Source organism: Polymorphospora sp. NPDC051019 (assembly GCF_040683055.1).
Taxonomy (GTDB): domain Bacteria; phylum Actinomycetota; class Actinomycetes; order Mycobacteriales; family Micromonosporaceae; genus Polymorphospora; species Polymorphospora lycopeni.
The window spans coordinates 46,974-67,107 of record NZ_JBFBCH010000034.1; the positions used below are offsets into that span (position 1 = coordinate 46,974).

A 20,134-nucleotide genomic window follows, 5' to 3' on the forward strand; every position below is an offset into this window, starting at 1 on the left:
GGGCTCGTCCCAGATGTCTTCTTGATGGGTCGGCGGTGGCTGAGCAGGGCGCAGACAAGGTCGCCGAAGGCGTGGACGTGGTCGGCTTCGCGTTCGTGGCCGGGGTGATCCCCGACTACCTGCGCAGCGCGACTCACGGCGGCCGCTTGCACGGGCATCGGCTGCGTGGCGTGGTTGTCGGCCCGCACCGCATTTGGCAGCGTCGGCTGTTGTCGGCGAGCGCGGCCGGCGCCCAGTGGGTGATCGCTGGTCGCCGGCCGGCTCGGGTGCGTAGCGCTGCAGAGTCTCTGCGATGTCACCGTCGGGTATAGGCGATCCTCGGTTGAGGTGGCTGGGTCATTCCGGCGCCGAGGAAGTAGTCGAGGTGGTGTGACTGGAGGTAGCCCTTGAGGGTCATGGCGTTTCGGTAGGCCGGGTTGTGCGCCAAGGTGTACAGGCGGGTGTTGGTCGGTTGGTTGGTGGTGAAGATCAGCAGTTCGGTGGAGTTGCTGTTGGTGACTACCACTTCCTCGCGCCAGTCGCCGAGGACGTCGCCGATCAGCGTCGGGTACACCCCGTACGTCTGGCCGCCGTACTGGCCCACGGTGAGCAGCCGCGGCAGGCGGTTGCTGGGCGTGGGGTTGTTCGGGTCCCACTTCTCGATCTTGCCGTCGTTGAACAGTTCCATGGTCAGGTCGCCGTCCCACCACAGGCCGTGCTGCGGCCAGGGGGCGGTGTCCGCGAGCCGCTGGTTGGAGGCGGCGTTGTAGACGCCCGAGAAGGACCAGACCTCCATGCCGGGACGGCGTGGGTCGATGTCGCCGGCCATCCCGCGCCCGTTGTCCGCGACGCCGGCCTCCACGTGCTGCCAGATCATGGCGCCCGTGGCGGCGTCGTAGTAGTACTCGCGCAGACCGCTGGGGTTGTCCTGCTGTACCCCGTATCCCTGCAGGCCCGGGCGGCTGGGGTCCATCTTGGCGATGTGGAACCGGTCGCCGTGCACGATGCCCTGCGGTGCCAGCGAATAGCGTAGGCGGCCGTCTCCGTTGAGGACGAATCCGATCTCGGCGATCTCGTCGCGGCCGTCGCCGTCGACGTCGATGATCCGGGTGTTGTGCCCGTCGGGCAGGTTCTGGTTGCCGCGCAGGAACTTCCACTGTTGGGCCAGGGTGCTGCCGTTGAAGCGCCACGCCGTGAACATGAGGTTGAAGCCTCCGTTGCCGATGCGGTTCTTCATGAAGGCGACCAGGCTCGGGTTGGTGCCGTCGAGGTGGCCCACGCCGAAGCGGGCGTACATCGGGCCGTCGCTGAGGTAGTCGGTCGGCACCGGTGCCGTGGCGCGCGGCGCTCCGGTCATCCCGTCGAGGATGGCAATGTGCTGGCGGTTGTTGTCGTTACCCTGCGTGAACGTGGCTCCGTTGCCGAACCGTACGCCGTTGGCGATCCGTACGGCGACCTCCGCGCGACCGTCGCTGTCCAGGTCGTACACCGTCACCCCGTCGTTGTGGCCGACGTTGATGGTGGACGAACCGCCCTCGATGTTGTTCTGGTTCGTGCTGTTCGGCCCCATGTCGACGTCCCACAGGAACCGTCCGTCGCTGCGGTACGCCTCGATGCGCTGGGGGCTGGTCTGGCGGTCCAGCACATAGTCGTACTCACCATCCCCGTCGAGGTCACCCACCCAGACGAACTTCACCGTCCCGGTGTTGCGCAGCGGCACGCGGACCACCGGCTCGACGGCGTTGTTGGCTCTCAACGTGAAGGAGCTGCTCGCCTGCTGCTCGACACCGTTGACCACCGGCCGCACGTGATAGCTGTTCGACTGCGCCAGGTTCGCCGTGGTGTCCGTATAGTTCGTCCCGCCGGTCAGAGCGGTGGAGTTGAGCTTGACGGCAGCACCACCGGCGGTGGACCGGTACACGTTGAACCCGATTCCCTGCGGATCGAGGCCGAGCAGTCGCCACGAGACCAGCACGCTCGAGGCGCCGGACCGCACCGCCACGACTCCCCGGCCCAGGTTCTCCATCAGTCTGGTGCCGTTCGCGGGCGGAGGCGTGGTCGTCGGCGGCGGGGGACCGCCATCGACGCGCACGAGTTGCCACTGTTGGTTGGCGGCGCCGGTGTCCGGCCACTGAACGAGTTCGGCGCCGTCTGCGGTGGACCAGTCCAGCACGTCCACAGCCTTGCCGGAGTGCCGGGCGAGCAGCCGGACATGGCCGCCGTCGGAGTCAGCCAGCCGGAACTGCTGATTGGAGCTGTTGTGCTCTGTCCACTGTACTATCTGGGCACGGTCAGCGGTCGACGCTCCGGACACGTCCAGCACCTTGCCGGAATGCCGCGATCGCAGCCGGTAGAAGCCGCCGCCGGAGTCCACGAACTGCCATTGCTGCCTTGCTCCGTCGTTACGCGCCCATTGGGTGATCCGAGCGCCGTCGGTGGTGGCCAGTTCGTACACGTCGAGCGCCTTGCCCGAATGCCGGTTCAGTAGTACGTACCAGGCGTTGGTGTCCACCGTCGCCGCGGATGCGGTGCCCAGGCCGAATGCCAGCCCGCCGATGGCGAGGACGACCGCGATGGTCGCGGCCAGTAGCCCACGCCGCCGGCGGCTGCGGTGTGATGGTGCCGATGTGGGTGTCACGAAAGACCTCCGTTTGCAGGTGGTGCAAGGGGCGTGTCCACCGTCCGGCGCAGTGAGCGCAGGCAGATGGGAGCGTTCCCAAAGTTGCCCCGAATCTGCCCTCTTCAACTGCGGGGAGAAGGCGGGTGACCCGGAGCGCCATGTTCGAGGGTAGGGCGCGGGAGCGCGGCAATGTTAACGCAACCATCGACATATTTCGTCATGCAGGTAACCAGTCTGCAAAGGTCGTTACCTCTTCGTAACCTTCATCGAACGGGGATCAGGTCACTTTCCCCTGGTAGGTGGCGTACTGGCCGACGGATCACGTTGGGCACCGCGGTGTCCCCGGCCATCCCGACGGTGGCGAGCGGCTGCTGGAGCCGGACGGGCACCCGGCCACAGGTCGTTCAACAGGGGGCCTGGCCCTGGTTGCCGACTGCGTCTCGTGGCGGCATGCCATAGCGTGCGTGCGGAGCTATCGGCCTAGGCGTCCGTAGAAGACGGCACGGGCGTCCGCTCGGGGAGGTCGCCCGAGAGGAGATCGGCGACGGTATTGGCGTGGATCTCCGGCAACGGGCCGGCAGCGTGAGCGGCGGCGACGGCTCGCACGTGTTGCTCGGCGGAGTCGGCCAGGCCGTCGTAGACGGCGACGAAGACATCGCGGGCGGCTTGCCGTAGCCACCCGGCCGGCAGCAGTTTCTCGGGTAGCTGCGGGTCGAGCGTGGAGAAGCGGCGGTAGGTGTCCATCACCTCGGTGCGAGTGCGGACAGCCTGCGCACCGGCTAGCTGCCCGGCGTGCACGCCCGCAACGACCTGGCGCCAGCGGCGGATGAACGTCTCGTACTGGGTGGCGATGGCGGAGAGGTCCCAGGCGTCGATGGGATTGCGACCCGCGCCGGTCGCAATGTCGAGGTGCCGGGCGCGGAACACCGTCAGAGCGTCCAGGTTCATCTCGTCAAGTTCGCTCCAGGCCTTCGCGGCAAACTCCCGCGGCGAGATCCACAGCGCGTCGTACAGCGGTGCGAACCCCATCCACCGCAAGTGGTTGCGTAGTGCACGCCGCTGCAATGCGGCCTCCTGCGGCAACGAGAACGCGACGAGTGTCCACCGGTCGTCCCACATCGCGGTGCCTGCCCCGTATGACGCTACCCAGCCACCGCCGGCGCGCAGATGAGCCGCGACGGACTGCGTGAGCCGGTAGAAAGTTTTGCGGCCCTGCCGGTTGCTCTCGAGAACGCCGCGACGGGCAAGGCGGCTGATGGCGGCCCGGGCGCCGGCGGAGCTCACGCCCGACTCCGCGAGTAGCGCGACGATCGCTGCGGACGGCAGCCAGGCTCCGGTGGACACGGTGTAGTCGGCCAGGAGCGTGACAGTCAGACCCTGTGGCGAACTGCCGGCCTGCCGCCGGGGCAACCGGATGGAACCCAACCCCTCCCTCGCGAAGATCTCTTCGATGTCGAACGGGTAGTCCACTGGGCGCTCCGGATGAAACAGGCATTTCAGCTCTCGGGTCTGCCCCGGGTTTGGTTGATTCGCGAGGTTGAGTGGTTCAGGCCGTGTGTGTGGGCCTGTTGATTGTCTCAAACTCGATCGGGGGAGTCGTCCGAGGCGTCGCTGCCGGTGCCCGCGGTGGTGGGTCCGTTCGATCCAGGTCGCGATCGCCAGGCGCAGGTCGTCGCGGGGGTTCCAGGCCAGGGTGGATCGGCGTCTTCGACATCGGCGACCTTGAGTCACCGGTGGGCCCCCCTGTGGAGACCGAGGGTGGCGTACCGCCCGCCTCGGGCGGGCGAGGTCGGACATCAACCCCTGTCCATTGACAGTATTTTGCACGGGAGGCACACTAAGTGCCGCGTGACGCGCTGAGTCGTTCATCCGAACCAGGGTGGCGGCCCGGTTCGACACCCGGCCCCATGCCCGCCTGACCGAACGGGCGTCGGCCGATTCAATGCGTTCGTTGTGAACGCTAACATCCATTGCGCTCGCTGCCTGCACCGTGCTTCCCGAGCCGGGGCAGGTGCTCAGGCGCTGATGTGGAGGGCTTCATGTCGAAGTACCTGACTCCCCGACGGGCGACGCTCGTCATGCCGGTCGTTGCCGTCGTCGCCGCGATGTCCGCCGTGGCACTGCACGCGGAGGCCGCTGCACGACCGCCCGGTAGCGCCACTGCGGCGGCAGCCGCTGCGGCACCCGTGAACGTGCTGGCGACGCCGACTACGCCGCCGGGGTCGTATCCCAACCCGGGCGTCGTGTCCGGCGCCATCGGCACCCACGACCCGACGATGGTCAAGGCACCCGCGGGCACCTACATCGTCGCGCAGACCGGTGACAACATCACCCTGACCACGTCCACCGACCGCACGGTATTCCGCGCGGCGGGTGCGGTGTTCCCCGGCGGCGCTCCCTGGACCAGGGCGTACACCGGTGGCAGCGCCCGTCTCTGGGCGCCGGACATTTCCTACCACAATGGGCAGTACTACCTGTACTATTCGGCGTCCACGTTCGGCGAGAACCGGTCGGCGATCTTCCTGGCCACCAGCCCCACCGGGGCATCCGGCAGCTGGACCAACCGGGGCCTGGTGATCGAGTCCCGGACGTCGGACAACTTCAACGCCATCGACCCGAATCTGATCGTGGACGACAACGGCCGCTGGTGGCTCAACTTCGGCTCGTTCTGGTCCGGCCTCCAGCAGATCGCGTTGAACCCGTCGACGGGGCTGCGAGCCGACTCCAGTATCCGACTGATCGCCGGCCGCAACGGCGGGGCGATCGAGGCACCGCACATGTTCAAGCGCGGCCCCTACTACTACCTGTGGGTGTCGTTCGACAGGTGTTGCCAGGGCGCCGCCAGCACCTATCGGATCATGGTGGGCCGCTCGACCAGCCCGAACGGGCCGTTCGTCGACCGCAACGGCACCCGGCTGACCTCGGGCGGCGGCACCCAGGTCCTCGCCGGCCACGGCAGCATCCACGGCCCCGGACACCAGGCCGTCATCGCCGACACCGACGCCGACGTGCTCGTCTACCACTACTACGCCAACAACGGAGCCTCCCGGCTCGGCATCAACCTGCTCGGCTACGACAGTGCCGGCTGGCCGTTCGTCTACTGAGGCGGAAGGAGCATCCCCATGCGCAGAACAGAACTTCGCGCCATCCTGGCCACCGGGCTGGTCGCCGCGCTCGGTGCCGTCGGCACGGTCGCTCCGACCACCGAGGCGTCGGCGGCCACCGTCCAGGCCGGAACGCCGTACGTGCTGGTCAACCGCCACAGCGGCAAGGCACTGGACGTCTACAACCTGGCCACCGGCGACGGCGCCGCGATCAACCAGTACACCCGCAACGACGGCGCCTGGCAGCAGTGGAAGTTCCTGGACTCCGGCGGCGGCTGGTACCGGGTGCAGTCGGTACACAGCGGCAAGGTCCTCGACCTGCCCACCACCGCCGACGGCATCCAGTTGGTGCAGAACACCGACCGCAACGACGCCCGCCAGCAGTTCCGGCTCGCCGACTCGGCCGGCGGCCACGTCCGGCTGATCAACCGGAACAGCGGCAAGGCCCTCGATGTCTGGGAATGGTCCACCGCCGACGGCGCCCGGGTCTCGCAGTACCAGGACCTGGACGGCGCGAACCAGCAGTGGCAGCTGATCCCGCTGACCAGCGCCGCCGGCTCGTTCACCAACCCGATCAAGCGCAACGGCCCGGACCCGTGGCTGCAGCACCACAACGGCTACTACTACCTGGCCACCACCACATGGAACTCCACGATCACGATGCGCCGGTCGGCCACCCTGGCCGGACTGGCCACCGCCGCCGACCAGGTGATCTTCAACCTGGCCGGGCGCCCCAACGGCTGCTGCAACATGTGGGCGCCGGAGTTTCACCTGATCAACGGGCGCTGGTACTTCTACTACACCGCCGGGCAGAACGTATCCGACTACAACCCCACCCAGCGCCTGCACGTCCTGGAGTCGGCCGGCACCGATCCGATGGGCCCGTACACGTTCAAGGCCGACCTGGGCAACGAGTGGGCGCTCGACGCCAGCGTGCTCAGGGTGGGCAGCAACCTCTACCTGATGGGCACCTACAACGCCGGCGGCTCGTACGGCCAGTCCAACTTTATCCAGCGCCTGACCAACCCGTGGACGCTCACCGGCTCCCGGGTCCGGCTCAGCTCGCCGACCCTGTCCTGGGAGCGCCAGACCGGCGCCGTCAACGAGGGTCCCGAGCCGCTGTACCACAACGGCAGGGTGATGGTCGTCTACTCGGCGTCGGCGTGCTGGGGTCCCGACTACAAGCTCGGCCTGCTCACCCTCACCGGCACCGACCCGCTGAACCTCGCGCACTGGACCAAGAGCCCGAACCCGGTCTTCCAGCGCAACGACGCCAACGGGGTCTTCGCCCCCGGCCACAACGGCTTCTTCAAGAGCCCGGACGGCACCGAGGACTGGATCGTCTACCACGCCAACGACTCGGCCGGCGGCGGCTGCGACATGAACCGCTCCACCCGCGCCCAGAAGTTCACCTGGAACGCCGACGGCACACCCAACTTCGGCACTCCGGCCCGTCTCGGCGTCACCCTGACCGCACCCTCCGGCGAGTAGAGGCCCACTGCCCAGCCTGCCCCGGTACGCCGCCGGGGCAGGCGCCCCCCGCCGCGTACGACCAGTGAAAGGCAGAATGCCGTGCACCTTTCCCGACGCAACTTCACCCGCCTGGCCGCACTGAGTTCGCTGACCGCCGCCACCGGCGGTGCCGCCGTGTTCGGCATGCCGGCGCCCGCCCTGGCTGCCAACACCGCCTACGTCTTCGGCTATTTCAAGGAGACCCCGAACGAGAGCGGCGACAGTTACGCCCTGCATCTGGCGGTCAGCACCGACGGGCTGAACTGGCGGCCGCTGAACCAGAACAACCCGGTGGCGACCCCGACCGCCGGCACTCTCGGCCTGCGCGACCCGTTCATCCTGCGCAAGCAGGACGGCACCTTCGTCGTCCTCGCCACCGACCTGCGCGGGCGCATCTTCAACGAGAACAACCAGTACCTGCACGTCTGGGACTCCACCGACCTGCGCAGCTTCACCGGTTACCGCCGGATCCGGATGCACGGCCTGAACACCCACACCTGGGCGCCCACGGCGTTTTGGGTGGCCTCGCGCAACCAGTACGCGATCGTCTATTCCGCCTACAACGGCGCCGACGTGTTCATGGTCAACTACACGTCGGACTTCCGGACGGTCAGCACCAACCAGGTCTACTTCAGTCCGGGATACCCGGTGCTCGACGCCGACATCGTGGTCGACGGGTCGACGTTCTACATGTACTACAAGAACCTGGCCGACGGCCTGATCTACGGCGCCCGCTCGTCGACCGGCAACCCGAACAGCTACAGCAACTACACCAGCGGGCTACGGCAGGGCAACGCCATGGAGGCGCCGCTGCTGATCAGGAGCAACACCGGCAGCGGCTGGCGGCTCTGGGGCGACTCGTTCAGCCCGGTCAACAACGACTACTACGCGTGGTCCACGTCGAACATCGGCGGCAACTCGTGGACGCTGCTCAACCAGCGTGACTACACACCGCCGCTGAACGCCAAGCACGGCTCCATCGTCGGTATCACCGCCGCCGAGTACGACGGGCTGGTCGCGCGCTGGGGCCTGCCCAGCTGGGTGCGGCTGAAGTCGTACAACTTCCCGGACCGGTACATCCGGCATGCCGACAACATCGGCCGGATCGACGCCTACCCGTTCGACCCGCACCAGGACCAGCTGTGGCGGATGGTGCCCGGCCTGGCCGACGCCGCCGGAGTGTCGTTCGAGTCGGTCAACTTTCCCGGCCGGTTCCTGCGGCACAGCAACTACGCGATCCGGCTGGATGCCAACGACAACACCGCGACGTTCCGCGCCGATGCCACCTTCACCCGGGTGGCCGGCCTGGCCGACTCCAGCTGGTCGTCGTTCCGGTCGTACAACTTCCCCGACCGACACCTGCGCCACTCCGGTTACGTGCTGCGCATCGACCCGATCAGTGCGAGTTCCAGCGCCACGGATCGCCAGGACGCCACCTTCCGCGTTTCCTGACTCGACAATCCGTTGTCTGTGCGGAAGCAGGTGCTCATGAAGCGATCGGTGGCGGCTCTTGCTGCCCTCGTCACCGCCACGGCGAGCGTGACACTCGCCGTCCCACCCGCCGTGGCGGCGCCCGGCAGCCCGGCCGTCCGGCCACCGCTGGGCTGGAACAGCTGGAACACCTTCGGGTGTGACATCAACGAAGCCAAGATCCGCGGAGCCGCCGACGCCATGGTCAACTCCGGTATGCGGGCGGCCGGCTACCAGTACGTCGTCGTCGACGACTGCTGGCAGGCGACGACCCGCGATGCCGCCGGGAACCTGCGCTCCGACCCGGTACGGTTCCCCTCCGGCATGAAGGCGCTCGGCGACTACATCCACGGCAAGGGGCTCAAGTTCGGCATCTACCAAGCGCCGCGCGAAAAGACCTGCGCCCAGTACTTCAACGCCCTCGGCGGCGCCACCGGCGCGCTGGGCCACGAGCAGCAGGACGCCAACACCTTCGCCTCCTGGGGTGTGGACTTCCTGAAGTACGACTGGTGCTCGCCCTGGGGCACCCTGAACGACCAGAACGCCGGCTTCACCAAGATGCGTGACGCGCTGCGCGCCACCGGACGGCCGATCGTCTACTCCATCAACCCCAACAGCGCCCACAGCAACACCGGCCCGTCCTACAACTGGAGCCCGGTGGCGGACATGTGGCGCACCACCGAGGACATCACCGACAGTTGGAGCACCGGTTGCCGCGCCGACTGCTTCATGGGGATCACCGAGATCCTCGACGTGCAGGCGCCGCTGCACTCCTGGGCGGGTCCGCAGCACTGGAACGACCCCGACATGCTCGAAGTCGGCGTCCGCGGTACCTTCACGCCCACCGAGAACCGAGCGCACTTCAGCATGTGGGCGATCATGGCCGCTCCGCTTATCGCCGGCAACGACCTCACCACGATGTCCGCCGACGTGCGCTCGGTGCTGACCAACCCGGACGTGCTGGCGATCAACCAGGACAGCGCGGGCCGGCAGGCTCAGCGGGTGCGCGACTTCGGTGAGACCGAGGTGTGGGCCAAGACACTCAGCGACGGTTCGGGGGCGGTTGCGCTACTCAACCGCTCGGGCAGCACCGCGACGATCGCCACCACCGCCGCGGGGATCGGCATGCCGGCGGCGGGCGGTTACCAGCTGTTCGACGTCTGGACCAAGGCGGCCCGCAACACCTCAGGGGCGATCAGCGCGACCGTCCCGCCGCACGGTGTGGTCATGTACCGGGTCCGGACCGGCACCACCACCCCCACCACGACGTTCAGCCTTCGCGGTGCCGGATCCGGTCGCTGCCTGGACGTGCTCGGCGGCGCACCGACCGACGGCGTCCAGGCCGTCATCTGGGACTGCAACGGCGGCATCACCCAGATCATCACCAGCACCTCAGGACAGCTGCGCATCGGCGGCAAGTGCCTCGACGCCGAGAACAACGGCACCGCCGACGGGACCAGGGTGATCCTCTGGACCTGCGGCACCGGCACCAACCAGCATTGGACACTGCAATCCGACGGCACTGTCCGCGGCACCCAATCCGGCAAGTGCCTCGACGTCAACCAGGCCGCCACCGCCAACAACAGCACGGTCATCCTGTGGACCTGCACCGGCGCGCCGAACCAGCACTGGACCCGCATCTGAGCACGGCCGCAAGGCCGCTGGGGACTGTAAATGGAACGTCATCGCAGGAAACGTGATCACGGGCCCACTGGCGTGCAGCAACAACACCCCGCCGCCGGTGAACAACGGCCTCACCAACACGGCCGCCGGTCCGAAGTCAGGACAATGCCGCAGCCTGTAGCGATCTGAGGCTCACACCCGTGAGCGTTGCCGGGCCGAGTGACCGCGGCCCGGCAACGCTGCCGGTACCCGTGACGTCTTGCCCGCCTCGCGACTGCAGTCTCCGACGAGGAGTAGGCGGTCGTTCAGCAGACGGAGGACTGCTGCCACGCTCACGTTGTCGTTCGCGCCGCGTCGAGTGAGGTCGCGATGCCCTGTGCGGTCGGCGTCGCGGTGATGCCGAAGGCTGTTTCGAACGCCTGGGAGTCGAGAGTGTATGGCGCGGTGTACTGGTAGGCCATCTCGAGTGTTTCGCGGGCGGCGGGGTTGAACAGTGCGCCGATGCGCATGGTCGTGCGGCCCATCACGTTCGTGCGGGCGCCGGGGCCGGCGGCGAGGTCGATGTACTGGCGGCCGGTGAGGGCTGGGGCGGTGGGTAGGTGCCAGGTGCGGCCGCGCGCTTCGGGTGCGGTGCCGAGGATGGCGAGGGCCTTTCCGATGTCGGGGGTGTAGGTGAGGGAGTGCGGCTGGTCGGCGTCGAAGAGCCAGGTACCGGTGTTGCCGGCGGCGATCTTGTCGAGTGCGAAGGTGTTGAAGACGCTGGTTGAGGCGGCGGGGCCGTAGAAGTCGGCGCTTCGCCCGATGGTGACGGTGAGGCCGCGCGCGGAGGCGTCGTCGAGGGTGCGGAGCGCGGCTGCGCGCACCTCGCCCTTCTTGCTGCGGGGGTTGATCGGGGTCTGCTCGGTCATGGGGCCGTCGACCTGGCCGTAGGCGTAGACGTTGTCGAGGTAGACCAGGTGGGTGTCGTGTTCGAGGGCCGCGTCGACGGTGTTGCGCAGGATCGTCGGCCACTGTTGCGCCCACACGCGGGTGGAGTACGGCAGGCCCACGGTGAAGTAGGCGACGTGGGCACCGTCGAGGACTCGGGAGACGTCGGCGGCATCGAGGAGGTCGGCGGTCACCGACCGCGCTCCGTCGGTGGTTGCGGGGCGTCGGCCGACGGATATCGGGCGCTCGCCGCGGGCGACGAGGGCGCGCACGGCCTGATGTCCGATGACGCCGTTGCCGCCGAGGATGACGTGGGTGGGGATGGTGGTCATGATGGTGCTCGTTTCGCGTCGGTGGGGAAGAGGGTTCGGGTGACGTCTTGCTGGGCGAGGCGACGCAATCCGGCGAACAGTGGGTCACCGAGGATCGTGCCGACGACCATCAGTTCGGCCACCTGATCGGGGGTGGCGAGGCTGGAGAGGGCGCGAAGGTCGGCGGCGGCGACGGCCGCCGCCGCGGCGGCGTAGGCGCCGAGGTAGGAGTCCGGGGCCTCGAACCCGATCGCGCGGAGCCCGTCCAGGGCGCGTGCCGCCGCGTCGATGCCGGGGTTGTCGTCGGTCACCTCCCACCCCTGCGATCGAGCGAACGTGGCGATCCGTTGGCGAGCCGCGTCGCTCGGCGTCGAATCGGCCGTCCGCGGGGTGGCCATCGCGTGCTGCGCGACGCGGAAGGTCTCTGCCAGCGGTGCATCCTCCGCATCCAGTGCGGCGATGACATCCTTCGTCGCGGCGACGGAGAGGCCCCCCGTTTCCAGGAGGGCGCGGATCAGCCGGACGCGGTGCACGTGCGCGTCGCCGTAGTCGACCTGGTTCGGGGCCGAACGCACCCCTTCGGGAAGCAGGCCCTCCCGTTGGTAGTACTTCACCGCCGACAGCGGAACACCGGCGCGGCGGGAAAGTTCAGATATTCGCACTATCGGATAGTAGCACTATCTGTCTGGTGATCGCCCCTGAAGGGGCACGGGAAGCTGGTAGGCGCCGAGAGAAGGCGCGACTCGACCAGAGGTGCCGTGTGCCGAAGGACAGGGCGAAGCGACCGGGGGAAGCCCCGTGGGTCAGGTGTTGTCGGCCTCGGGCACGGTGAGGGTGACAAGGGCTCATCCCGGATCCGGTGTTCCGCCGCGAGCGACACCCGACCAGGCTGGTGACCGGCCCGTGGCGCACAGGGCCGCGTCGGTCAGCTCGAACATCGCATCCGCCCGCGCGGTCAGGCGGCGGTGGTAGTCATGGCCACGGCCACCGCCTGTCCTTCGCGTCCTTGCAGGGAACCGAAGGATCATCAGGCGGTGGTCGCTCTCACGTCGGGCACCGGCACACCGAATCCACAAAGGATCAACGCGGCGACCGGCCGCCAAGGTTGAAGAAAAATCAGGATCCGGCGACCGGCGAGGCGATTCCCACGAGGACGCCGTAGGGGTCTCTGACATAGGACACCACCTGACCCCAGGCCGTGTCGTGCGGCTCGGTCAGGGCAGTGGCACCCGCCGCGACCGCGCGGGTGTAGGCGCCAGCTACGTCATCGGTGATGAAGGTGAACTCGAGCCCCGCCGGTGGCATGGCGGGGTCGAGGGCGGCGTAGGGAACTGGCACTGCCTTCGCTCCCAGTCGGTGGCTGGTGAAGGCAAGCGCCGTGCCGCCCGTGTCGAGCTGGGCGAAATCGCCTGACTCGTGAACGAACGCGCGGGAAAACCCGAAAGCCCGCTCGTAGAAGTCAACAGCTTGGACCACGTCCGAGACGTACACGATGGCGTAACCAAACCTCATTGCGGCTCCCGAGAAGTCGGTACGGAATACGGTCCAAGGCCATCACGGAGCCGACGCCGCAGTCTTGAACGAATCAGACACTGTGCGTGCGGCGGTGTAGGTGGCCCAGATGTGGTTTGGCAAATGTTCGTGCGGAGAGATCCGGTGGGCATGTGTCGGCAGGCGTCGGTCCGATGTGGGTCGCATCCGCGTCGGGAGACGTTGGAATCTCCCGGCTGCTTCCGGTGGGCCAGGGCGAGGGGGAGTGTGTGTTGCGCCCCGGCGGGCGGGGGTGGGGTCGCGGTCTCGGGGTTGCCTCCTGCGGAGTTGGTCGAGTGGCGCGGCGGATGTGCCTCGTCGACGCCCGCCGCCTCCACTGATCGCTGCCGTGCGTGGTCGCCGGGTTGTCGATGTTCGGCGACGTGTCTGTGTGCCGCGCTTCCGGCGTCTGCTTATAATGACAATCGTTTTCAGTAAGCTCGAAGGGAGTGTGATGTCGACGTCACCGATCGCGCCGGCCGGTGCCGGCGTCTCCGCGGCGGACACGCGCCCGTCACTGACGGTGCTGAGCGGCTTCTGGCCGGCCGCCACGTACGCGGTCGCCCGCGCACTGCTCGCCGCGGACCCGGCACTGCTGCTGGTCCGGCATGATCTCGCCGACGTCGGGACCGGTTCGGTGCACCGGGTGGTGCGTGACGGTGCCAGCGTGCTCGAGGACGTGCGCATCGACCTGGCCCACGGCTGCGTCTCGTGCACCCTGCGCCAGGACGTGCTGTCGACCCTGGCCCGGCTGGCCCGAAGCCGCCCCGACCGGGACCTGGTGCTGATGCTGCCCGAGGTGGTCGAGCCGGAGACGGTCGCTGCCGCCTGTGTCCACTGCCTTGTCGACGGCGCGCCGATCTCCACCCTGCTGCGCGTCGACTCCTGCACCACCGTCGTCGACGCCGAGCACCTGCTCGACGCTCTGGCGAGCACCGACGACCTCAAGACGCTCGGTATCCACGCCGCGGCCGACGACGACCGTGCGTTGGCCGACGTCGTCGTACGACAGATCGAGTACGCCGACACCCTCGTGTTGTGGGGACAGTCCCGCGAAGGGCCGTACGACACCGGCCGGCTGTCGGTGCTGCTCGACCGGATGAGCCCGTGGGCGGCACAGGTCCACGTCGACGATGACATCGTCGACGCCGGCGCGCTGTCCCGCCAACTGCGCGACACCCGCCGACACCGGCCGGACACCCCCAGAGTCCTGGCCCGCGGCCTCGAAGGGCGCGTCCTCGGTACCCACGAGCCGTATCCGGACTGTGGGGTGGTCTCCGCGGTCTTCCGTGCCCGCCGGCCGTTCCATCCCGGGCGGCTGAAAGACCGGCTCGAACGCATCAACGCAGAAGCGGTCCGTTCCCGAGGTCACCTCTGGCTGGCCAGCCAGCCCGAGACCGTGGTCGCGTGGGACTTCGCCGGTGGCGGCCTCGGCCTCGGCTCGCTCGGCCGCTGGCTGACCGTCTTGCCCGACGCCCACTGGAACGCGGTGCCCGACCAGCGGCGGCTCGCTGCGGCACTGGACTGGGACCCCTACTACGGCGACCGGCACCAGCACCTGGTCTTCATCGGCCTGGACCTCGACCCGGCCGAACTGCACCGCACGCTCGCCGGATGTCTGCTCACCGACGCCGAACTCGCCGACGGGGAGGACGTGTGGCGCACCTACGACGACCCGTTCGCCGGCTGCTTCCCGCTCGCCGACCTCGACCCCGGCCACACCCGCACCAGCTCCGAAGGAGTGCCCTCGTGAAACCCGGTATCCACCCCACCTACCGGCCCGTCGTCTACCGCGACCGCGGCGCCGACTTCGCCTTCCTGACCCGCTCCACCGCGACCAGCGACCAGACCATCGAGTGGAGTGACGGCAACACCTACCCGGTCGTCGACGTCCAGATCTCGTCCGCGAGCCATCCGTTCTGGACCGGCCGCCAACGCCTGCTCGACACCGAAGGCCGGGTGGAGAAGTTCCGGGCCAAGTACGCGCGACGCGGGTCGCAGTGACCACGCTGGCCCACGGCGACTGAACGACGTTCGCCGCCAGCCTCGCCGCCGCCGATCAGGACCAGGACTGGTACGAGAGGGCGGTTCCGCGGGCCGGCTCACGACCGACGTCGGTTCCGGCGGTGTCCACGACCCTTTGGCGCCACATCGACACGAGAGGTGGCGGCGCATAGTCTTCGATGCGCCAGAGAGTGCAGCCAGGAGGAACGCATGTCGCTAACCGTTTCAACTGCTCAACCAGTCGCCCGAACCGTGTGACTGCCGACCTTTGGCGGGAGGCCCGGCGAGCCGTCGATCTGCACGTCTTCCTGCTCGCCGGGCAACAGTCGGGCACCAGCCATTCCGAGACACTGGCGGCCGCGATCGAATATGCCCTTGCCGCCGAGGAGGCCGGGTTCGCCGGGGTCTGGATGGCTGAGCACCACTTCATCAGGTACGGGGTGTGCCCATCGGCGGTCGCCTTCGCCGCGCATCTGCTCGGACGTACCAGCCGCGTCACCGTCGGCACCGCCGCGGCCATCCTGTCCACCCGGCATCCGGTCGCTCTCGCCGAGGAGGCGGTCCTGCTCGACGAGATGTCCGGCGGCCGGTTCGCCCTCGGCGTTGCCCGTGGCGGTCCCTGGGTCGATCTGGAGGTCTTCGGCACCGGGCTGGGCCGCTACACCGACGGCTTCGCCGAATCCCTCGACCTGCTGCTGGCCTGGACTTCGGGTAGGGAGGCGGTCGGCGCCGACGGTCCGCTGTTCCGGTTCCGGCCGGTTGACGTCGTACCCCGGCCACGGCGTCAGGTGCCCGTCCGGGTCGCCGCCACGGGTGCCGCAACCGTCGATCTTGCCGCGCGGCGCGGTCTGCCGTTGCTGCTCGGCATGCACGCCACCGACGCCGAGAAGGCGAGCATGCTGGCCCGCTACGCACAGGTGGCGGCCAGCTGCGGCCACGACCCCGCCACCGTCGAACATGCCAGTGTCCACCTTGCCCACATCGGCGACGACGATGACAGCGCGGGCGAGGTGGTGCGCCGGTGCCTGCCCGGGCTGCTTGCCGGTACCCGCGGGTATGTGCGCATCGACGGATCGGCGTCCGCGCGCCGCGACCTGGCGGCGTACACCGAGCACCTGATCGGTGTCGGTGCCGTCGGCTCGCCGGCCACCTGCCGGCGGCGGCTGGCCAGCAGCGTCGCCGCCACCGGTGCGCGGCATCTGCTGCTCATGGTCGAGGCGGCCGGTGAGCCGCGCAGGGTGACGGCCAACCTGCGGCGGCTCGCCGCGACGCTGCTCGCGGACTGAGCGTCGCGGCGAGCCGGTAGTGGTTGGCCAAGGGGCGGGGCCGCCGCCGTCACGCCGACCGTGTCCACGTCGGAACCCGTGTGCCGCGGCCTGACGGTGCCCCGCAACACGCCTGAATCTCAGCGAGGTCGGGCCGCGACCTTGCGAACCCACTCCACCTAGTAGTGCTTTGTTAGGTTGTGTCGTGGTATGGGCGGTTGCAGGTGTGGCATGCGCCGGCCATGACGGTGAGGAGTTGTTGTATCTGCCGGAGTACGGCGTACAGGGTCAGGCCGGCGCATGTGCTTTTGGGTCGAGGCGGAGCAGGGTGCAGAAGGCCTGGGCCAGGACGGTGAGGGTGACGTGGCGGTGCCAGCCGGTGTGGCTGCGGCCTTCGAAGTGGTCGATGCCGAGGCCGGTTTTGAGTTCGCGGTAGTCGTGTTCGACGCGCCAGCGTTGTTTGGCGAGTTGGACGAGGGTCTTCAGCGGGGTGTGTTGGTCGAGGTTGGACAGCCAGTACTTGACGGGTTCGTCGGTTCCGGGTGGCCATTCGGCGATCAGCCAGCAGTCGGGCAGGCTGCCGTCGTCGGCGCGGGGGATGTCGCGGTTGGCGGGGCGGACGCGTAGGCGTAGGAAGTGGGAGCGCAGCGCCGCGTCCGGGTTCGTCGGTGTGGGGCGGCTGCCGTGGCGCCAGGTGACGGGCCGGACCCGGCGGCGGGCGGTCTGGGCGAGGGTTTTCAGGGTGGTCGGCGGGTCGGGGTAGGCGGGTCGGGGTGGACGGCCCCGACCGGTGTGGGCGGGGGTGACCGGGGTCGCGTCGCCGGGGTGGGCGGTCGCGGTCGGGTCGACCTGGACCACGTAGGCCAGGCCGCGGTCGGCGAGTCCGAGCCGGAACAGGGTGCGGTCGCCGTAGCCGGAGTCCGCTGTGACCGGCAGTTTCGGTAGTCCCCATTCGTCGGTCATCTCGTCGAGCATGTCCAGCGCGAGACGCCATTTCTCCCGGTGGCGTATGTCGTCGCCGATACCGGCCCGTTCCCGCTTGCGCCGCACCTCCGCCGCCCGGGCCGGGTCGCCGATGGTGGTGTCGTCCCACGAGGCCGGGCAGAACAGCCGCCAGTTCGCGGCCACCGAAGCGGTGTCGGTGGCCAGATGGACACTGACCCCGATCTGGCAGTTGCCGGTCCTGCCCAGGGTGCCGGAGTACTGCCGGGCCACGCACGGCGACGCGGTGCCGTCCTTCGGGAACCCGGAATCGTCGATCACATACGCGGCCGGGTCGACCGCCCCGACCGCCCACCGGGCCACATTCCCGCGCACGATCCGGTGGTCCCAGGTCGAGGACGTGATGAACTGCTGCAAACCCTGATGATCGACACCGAGACGCTCCGCCATCGGCTGCATCGACTTACGCTGCCCGTCAGTCAACAGGCCACGCACGTACAACTCGCCCTTGACCCGCTGATCCGACCGCCGCACCGCGCCGTCCAACATCCGCGCGGTGAACTCGACCAACCGCGGCCGCAGACGCGCCAACTCGCCAGAATCCACCCGACCAATCCATCACGACCGGCCGGAAGAGTCACGCAACGACACACCACCACCTAACAAAGCACTACTAGTGCTGTGACCGGAAACGTTGGCCGGGTTGGGTGACACGCCGGTCAGCGTTACCGGTTCGGTGTCGGGCGGGGTTCAGGCTGTCGGGATGGCAGATGCTGTTCGGGCGCGTCGGCTCACCGATGACGAGGGCCGGCGACTACAACAGATCGTGCGGCGTGGGACGGGATCACCGATCCGGCTGCGACGGGCGATGGTCATCATGGCCTCGGCCAGTGGGAACACCGTCCCGGCGATCGCCCGTCTGGTCCAGGGCGACGAGGACGCGATCCGTGAGGTCATCCACCGGTTCAACGAGATCGGTCTGGCCTGCCTGGACCCTCGGTGGGCGGGTGGCCGTCCCCGCCGGATCAGTGAAGACGACGAAGCGTTCATCGTCGCGACGGCCCGTACCAGACCCCAGGCGCTCGGTCAGCCGTTCACCCGGTGGAGCCTGCGCAAACTCGCCGACTACCTGGCCCACAACCGCGGTCCGCGCCGGGTGGCGGTCGGCCGGGAACGGCTGCGGGAGTTCCTGCACCGGCACGACATCACGCTCCAGCGGACCAGGACCTGGAAGGAGACCAACGACCCGAACGCCGAGGCGAAGCTCGCCCGGATCGAGGCAGTGACCACCGCGTTCCCGGACCGCGTCTTCGCCTTCGACGAATTCGGCCCGTTGAGCATCAGGCCGCACGCCGGCGCGTCGTGGACGCCGGCCGGGCATCCGGACCGGTTGCCCGGCAACTACCACAAGCTGCACGGCGTGCGGCAGTTCCACGCCTGCTACAGCGTCGGCGACGACACCATGTGGGGCGTCGTGCGGCGCCGCAAGTCCGCGGCGAACACCCTGGCCGCGCTCAAGTCGATCCGCAAGGCGCGGCCGGACGGCGCCCCGATCTACGTGATCCTGGACAACCTGTCCGCGCACAAAGGCAAGAAAATCCGGGCCTGGGCCACACGCAACAAGGTCGAGCTGTGCTTCACCCCGACCTATTCGTCCTGGGCCAACCCGATCGAGGCGCACTTCGGACCGCTACGGATGTTCGTCGTCGCCGGATCGAACCATCCCAACCACCCGGTCGCGACCCAAGCCCTACACAACTACCTACGCTGGCGCAACGCCAACGCCCGCCACCCAGACATCCTGGCCGCCCAACGCCGCGAACGCGCCCGCATCCGCTCCGAACGCCAACGACGCTGGGGTCAGACCACCCACCGGGCAGCGGCCTGACCAACCCGGCCAACGTTTCCGGTCACAGCACTAGATAAAACGACAACCGTTTTCGTATGCTCGCGCATCATGTGCCGATCCGTCTGGTCGTCGCCGGGCGGTGCGTGTTCCCAGGGCTACGGCCAACCTGGCGGAGGGGGAGAGCGATGGTCGACCTGTACCAGGACTCCGGTGAGTTTCTCGACGTGATGAGCCTCGGCGCCTGGATGGCGCTCCGCGAGCCCGTGCGGCAGGCTCTCGCCGGTGTCGCCTCGTCGTCGGACCCGATCGTCGATCTCGGGGCCGGCAGTGGCCTCGGTGTCGCGGTCGCGGCCGAGGTGGCACCGCACGTCGAGATTCTCGCGGTCGAGCCGTCGCCGGTGCAGCGCGCCGCGCTGCACGCACGCCTCGGCATGGCGGCCGACCTCATGCGGCGGGTCACCGTCGTCGCCGGCGGCGCGGAGCGGTTCGGGTTGCCCGATCGGATTGGCGCCGTCCTGGCGATCAACATGATCGGTCACCTCGCGCCCGCCGAGCGGCGCGGGCTCTGGCGTCGCCTGGTGGGCCGACTCAGTGACGGCGCTCCGCTCGTGGTCAACCTGCAGCCGCCGGCCGAGCCTGTCGCGATCGCGGAGACGGTGTTCGGCACCGTCCAGGTGGGCCGGCTCCGCTACGAGGGCAGCGGATCCGTCGAGCCGGCGGGCGCCGACGTCGTCATGTGGCACATGCGGTACCGGGTGCTCGATGAAGGCGGTGATCCGGTACGTGAGTTCACCGCGGACTATCCGTGGCACGTGCTGTCGGTGCCGCAGCTCGTGGCGGAGTTGTCGGCGGCCGGCTTCCTGGCTCAGGCCGGTCCACTCGATGTGGTTCGGGCGGTGCGGGCGTGAGTTGCCCTGTGTCAAGCCGCCACCTGATGATCTTGTGTGAGCAGGTGTTGGAGGGCTCGGTGGCGGTCCGGGTCGTAGGGGGTGTTGGTG

At 68.7% G+C, this 20,134-nt stretch carries 15 protein-coding genes and 1 pseudogene; 9 read left to right on the forward strand and 7 right to left on the reverse strand.

Annotated elements, in window-relative coordinates; translation table 11 throughout:
* Positions 1 to 295 precede the first annotated feature (295 nt).
* The 3 genes and pseudogenes from AB0M79_RS34495 to AB0M79_RS34505 form a co-directional block, all read right to left on the reverse strand.
* Positions 296 to 2,617 carry an RICIN domain-containing protein gene (locus AB0M79_RS34495; protein WP_364222415.1) on the reverse strand — a complete coding sequence of 774 codons (2,322 nt, stop codon included), beginning with the start codon at positions 2,615 to 2,617 and terminating at the stop codon, positions 296 to 298.
* A gap of 462 nt (positions 2,618 to 3,079) precedes the next feature.
* Positions 3,080 to 4,069 (reverse strand): PaaX family transcriptional regulator C-terminal domain-containing protein, encoded by a 990-nt coding sequence (locus AB0M79_RS34500; RefSeq protein WP_364222418.1) that lies wholly within the window; start codon positions 4,067 to 4,069, stop codon positions 3,080 to 3,082.
* Between the two features lie 76 nt (positions 4,070 to 4,145).
* Positions 4,146 to 4,276, reverse strand: a pseudogene (locus tag AB0M79_RS34505) (IS3 family transposase); the annotation flags it as partial.
* Between the two features lie 362 nt (positions 4,277 to 4,638).
* Here AB0M79_RS34505 and AB0M79_RS34510 point away from each other — a divergent pair.
* From AB0M79_RS34510 to AB0M79_RS34525, 4 genes are all read left to right on the forward strand, one after another.
* Positions 4,639 to 5,703 carry an arabinan endo-1,5-alpha-L-arabinosidase gene (locus AB0M79_RS34510; protein WP_364222421.1) on the forward strand — a complete coding sequence of 355 codons (1,065 nt, stop codon included), beginning with the start codon at positions 4,639 to 4,641 and terminating at the stop codon, positions 5,701 to 5,703.
* A gap of 18 nt (positions 5,704 to 5,721) precedes the next feature.
* Positions 5,722 to 7,194: a family 43 glycosylhydrolase gene (locus tag AB0M79_RS34515; RefSeq protein WP_364222424.1), complete on the forward strand. Its 1,473-nt coding sequence runs from the start codon at positions 5,722 to 5,724 to the stop codon at positions 7,192 to 7,194.
* Between the two features lie 81 nt (positions 7,195 to 7,275).
* The gene (locus AB0M79_RS34520; protein WP_364222427.1) at positions 7,276 to 8,667 is read left to right on the forward strand and encodes a glycoside hydrolase family 43 protein; all 1,392 of its coding nucleotides are present in this window, start codon (positions 7,276 to 7,278) and stop codon (positions 8,665 to 8,667) included.
* 36 nt (positions 8,668 to 8,703) lie between these two features.
* Positions 8,704 to 10,329 (forward strand): ricin-type beta-trefoil lectin domain protein, encoded by a 1,626-nt coding sequence (locus AB0M79_RS34525; RefSeq protein ID WP_364222430.1) that lies wholly within the window; start codon positions 8,704 to 8,706, stop codon positions 10,327 to 10,329.
* A 311-nt stretch (positions 10,330 to 10,640) separates the two neighbouring features.
* Here AB0M79_RS34525 and AB0M79_RS34530 read toward each other — a convergent pair whose 3' ends face one another.
* From AB0M79_RS34530 to AB0M79_RS34540, 3 genes are all read right to left on the reverse strand, one after another.
* Positions 10,641 to 11,567: an NAD-dependent epimerase/dehydratase family protein gene (locus tag AB0M79_RS34530; RefSeq protein WP_364222433.1), complete on the reverse strand. Its 927-nt coding sequence runs from the start codon at positions 11,565 to 11,567 to the stop codon at positions 10,641 to 10,643.
* Complete coding sequence (locus AB0M79_RS34535; protein ID WP_364222436.1) at positions 11,564 to 12,208, reverse strand: MerR family transcriptional regulator; 645 nt, start codon at positions 12,206 to 12,208, stop codon at positions 11,564 to 11,566. The genes AB0M79_RS34530 and AB0M79_RS34535 overlap by 4 nt, the downstream gene beginning before the upstream one ends.
* A 454-nt stretch (positions 12,209 to 12,662) precedes the next feature.
* Positions 12,663 to 13,058 carry a VOC family protein gene (locus tag AB0M79_RS34540; RefSeq protein WP_364222439.1) on the reverse strand — a complete coding sequence of 132 codons (396 nt, stop codon included), beginning with the start codon at positions 13,056 to 13,058 and terminating at the stop codon, positions 12,663 to 12,665.
* 469 nt (positions 13,059 to 13,527) lie between these two features.
* Here AB0M79_RS34540 and AB0M79_RS34545 point away from each other — a divergent pair, with 469 nt between their 5' ends.
* From AB0M79_RS34545 to AB0M79_RS34555, 3 genes are all read left to right on the forward strand, one after another.
* Positions 13,528 to 14,829 carry a GTP-binding protein gene (locus AB0M79_RS34545; protein WP_364222442.1) on the forward strand — a complete coding sequence of 434 codons (1,302 nt, stop codon included), beginning with the start codon at positions 13,528 to 13,530 and terminating at the stop codon, positions 14,827 to 14,829.
* Positions 14,826 to 15,080 (forward strand): type B 50S ribosomal protein L31, encoded by a 255-nt coding sequence (locus tag AB0M79_RS34550; protein WP_364222445.1) that lies wholly within the window; start codon positions 14,826 to 14,828, stop codon positions 15,078 to 15,080. The genes AB0M79_RS34545 and AB0M79_RS34550 overlap by 4 nt, the downstream gene beginning before the upstream one ends.
* 254 nt (positions 15,081 to 15,334) lie before the next feature.
* Complete coding sequence (locus AB0M79_RS34555; RefSeq protein WP_364222448.1) at positions 15,335 to 16,366, forward strand: LLM class flavin-dependent oxidoreductase; 1,032 nt, start codon at positions 15,335 to 15,337, stop codon at positions 16,364 to 16,366.
* 267 nt (positions 16,367 to 16,633) lie between these two features.
* Here the strand turns inward: AB0M79_RS34555 and AB0M79_RS34560 are convergent, their stop codons facing one another.
* The gene (locus tag AB0M79_RS34560) at positions 16,634 to 17,893 is read right to left on the reverse strand and encodes an IS701 family transposase (RefSeq protein ID WP_364222451.1); all 1,260 of its coding nucleotides are present in this window, start codon (positions 17,891 to 17,893) and stop codon (positions 16,634 to 16,636) included.
* Positions 17,894 to 18,050: 157 nt separating this feature from the next.
* Here AB0M79_RS34560 and AB0M79_RS34565 point away from each other — a divergent pair, with 157 nt between their 5' ends.
* Positions 18,051 to 19,175, forward strand: a complete 1,125-nt coding sequence (locus AB0M79_RS34565) for an IS630 family transposase (RefSeq protein WP_364222454.1) — start codon at positions 18,051 to 18,053, stop codon at positions 19,173 to 19,175.
* Positions 19,176 to 19,321: 146 nt separating this feature from the next.
* Positions 19,322 to 20,044 (forward strand): class I SAM-dependent methyltransferase, encoded by a 723-nt coding sequence (locus tag AB0M79_RS34570; protein ID WP_364222457.1) that lies wholly within the window; start codon positions 19,322 to 19,324, stop codon positions 20,042 to 20,044.
* Positions 20,045 to 20,134: the final 90 nt, after the last annotated feature.

What these genes read in the sequence shown, in the direction of transcription:
- AB0M79_RS34515 (WP_364222424.1), top strand. Translation starts at nt 5,722, where the DNA reads ATGCGCAGAACAGAACTTCGCGCCATCCTGGCCACCGGGCTGGTCGCC.
- AB0M79_RS34530 (WP_364222433.1), bottom strand. Translation starts at nt 11,567, where the DNA reads ATGACCACCATCCCCACCCACGTCATCCTCGGCGGCAACGGCGTCATC.
- AB0M79_RS34510 (WP_364222421.1), top strand. Translation starts at nt 4,639, where the DNA reads ATGTCGAAGTACCTGACTCCCCGACGGGCGACGCTCGTCATGCCGGTC.
- AB0M79_RS34565 (WP_364222454.1), top strand. Translation starts at nt 18,051, where the DNA reads ATGGCAGATGCTGTTCGGGCGCGTCGGCTCACCGATGACGAGGGCCGG.
- AB0M79_RS34540 (WP_364222439.1), bottom strand. Translation starts at nt 13,058, where the DNA reads ATGAGGTTTGGTTACGCCATCGTGTACGTCTCGGACGTGGTCCAAGCT.
- AB0M79_RS34570 (WP_364222457.1), top strand. Translation starts at nt 19,322, where the DNA reads ATGGTCGACCTGTACCAGGACTCCGGTGAGTTTCTCGACGTGATGAGC.
- AB0M79_RS34525 (WP_364222430.1), top strand. Translation starts at nt 8,704, where the DNA reads ATGAAGCGATCGGTGGCGGCTCTTGCTGCCCTCGTCACCGCCACGGCG.